A 1,814-nucleotide genomic window follows, 5' to 3' on the forward strand; every position below is an offset into this window, starting at 1 on the left:
GACGGTAGAACCCTTAATCTGCTGGCAACCATTCACTCACAGCAAAAAATTGTCGGCGGACAAATCGTGCAGCAGCAGGTACTCAGAGAACGGACTCAAGTATCGAGCGGTACCAAACCACCGACGATCGAACTCACCCTCCCCGATAGACTCCAAACCAATGCTGAGTATAATCTCGATGCGATCGTCACCGAACCGCTGGGTGAGGATGTCTTATTAGGTGCCGCGCTCGAACAACCCGTGTCAGCGCAAAGCTATGGTAAGCCAGTTAACTACAAATTAGAGTTACTCTCGGCTGGCGGTTTATTTAAAGTTGCTCGCGCTCCTGGTAAGTCTGGCGATTATTGGTTCTCGACGATCTTTATTCGTCCATCGGGAATGACAACGGTGACTCAAAGAGTCCGGGTAGTCCGACAGAAGTGAGTCGGGCGTTGCTAGATCTATGTATGATTCACCAAATCCAGTTCATACAAACTCCTTATTGTTGCCCTCACCCCGCCGTCGCCTCCGGCTCCGGCTCCCCTCTCCCAAGCTTGGGAGAGGGGTTGGGGGTGAGGGCAAGGGGCTTCGATCGCAAAAGAAAGTTCCCACCGCAACGGTTTTAGGCAATTTCAATACGATCGAGCTTAGATCCTCTTAACGGGAATTTTTGACAGCAGTGAGAAATAAAAATACTGTCAGCGGAATCGTGGCGGCGAGAATACTGCCCGTAACTGCCGTGCCTAATTCTGGAGCGCCAGAGCTGAGTTCAAACACCGAACCGACTGCGGCGATCGCCGAGATCGAGGCACCAAGCAAACAAATACCAGTTAAAGGGGTGTACATGAACTGTGATTAGGCTCCAGAAGTGAAATGTTGGACGTGTCCGAGTGAAAAACCTTTTTTCTGAAGTTCCTCAGTCAATGCGAGTTCGTTTTCGACTCGATCGACAAATAACACGCCGTTGAGATGATCCATTTCATGCTGGATCGCTCGTGCGAGTAAGCCATCAGCTTTGAGCTTGCGCGGACGACCGGATTCATCCCTGTAGGCGACCTCGATCGTCTCGGGACGCTCGACATCTAAATACACTCCGGGAATACTCAAGCAGCCTTCTTGGTCTTTACAGAGGGCTTTGCCGTATTTGGCGATCGCGGGGTTGATCAAAACTAGTGGTGGAACTTCGGGTTTTTCCAACTCACAATCGATGACGATTAATTGTTTATTAATACCTACTTGCGGTGCGGCTAAGCCGATGCCATCCGCACTATACATGGTTTGCAGCATGGCGACGATCGTGCGGCGGATCTCTTCATCCACGCTCGCGATGCGTTTGGCTGGCTGCCGCAATACTCGATCGCCTAGAAGGTGAATATCTAATGGCGGTTTGGCGAGTTTTTTCTTTTCAACGAGGATTGATGTTGTCATGAACGAGTCGTTACGGGCAATGATGTCTGAAAAATAGCTTTCAGTAGCCCCTTTATTTTAACAGGATTTAAAGGATTTTAGGCTAGACAGAATTGGGCTATTGGTGCTAGCCCAACTCCCATCTCCGAACTCCCAACTCCTAACTCCCCTCTCCCAACTTCTCCCCCAATTGAGATAAGTTTAAAACATGACCACCAGTGACTAAATAGACGGTGCTAGAGATCGATCCAATTTGACGAGACAACATCCCCAGCCTGTCACGGAATAATCGCCCACTAGGATAGGCAGGGATTACGCCCCAACCAGTTTCTTCGGCTACTAAAATGATTGTGGCTAAACTAGTCGATAACTCGGTGAGTAATTCGGTTGTTAGTTTTTCCCATTCAGTGTCAGATCGATCGAGTAAA

At 49.2% G+C, this 1,814-nt stretch carries 3 protein-coding genes and 1 pseudogene; 1 reads left to right on the top strand and 3 read right to left on the bottom strand.

The genetic code is table 11. The features are described 5' to 3' along the window. Positions 1–423 (top strand): annotated as a pseudogene (locus RMO35_RS03200) (nuclear transport factor 2 family protein); the annotation flags it as partial. Between the two features lie 213 nt (positions 424–636). On the opposite strand, the gene RMO35_RS03205 reads toward RMO35_RS03200, so the two are convergent. The 3 genes from RMO35_RS03205 to RMO35_RS03215 all read right to left on the bottom strand — a co-directional run. Next, positions 637–825, bottom strand: coding sequence for a hypothetical protein (locus RMO35_RS03205; RefSeq protein WP_309738505.1), 189 nt, complete (start codon positions 823–825; stop codon positions 637–639). 9 nt (positions 826–834) lie between these two features. After that, entirely contained in the window at positions 835–1,407 is a 573-nt protein-coding gene (gene def / locus RMO35_RS03210; RefSeq protein ID WP_309738506.1) for a peptide deformylase, read from the bottom strand. A 139-nt stretch (positions 1,408–1,546) separates the two neighbouring features. Next, positions 1,547–1,814, bottom strand: a 268-nt coding sequence (locus tag RMO35_RS03215; RefSeq protein ID WP_309738507.1) for a bifunctional adenosylcobinamide kinase/adenosylcobinamide-phosphate guanylyltransferase, incomplete at its 5' end; no start/stop codon positions are given.

This window comes from Chamaesiphon sp. OTE_20_metabat_361 (assembly GCF_031364565.1).

Coding starts and splice junctions, on each gene's coding strand:
- RMO35_RS03205 (WP_309738505.1), bottom strand. CDS start 825: ATGTACACCCCTTTAACTGGTATTTGTTTGCTTGGTGCCTCGATCTCG.
- def (WP_309738506.1), bottom strand. CDS start 1,407: ATGACAACATCAATCCTCGTTGAAAAGAAAAAACTCGCCAAACCGCCA.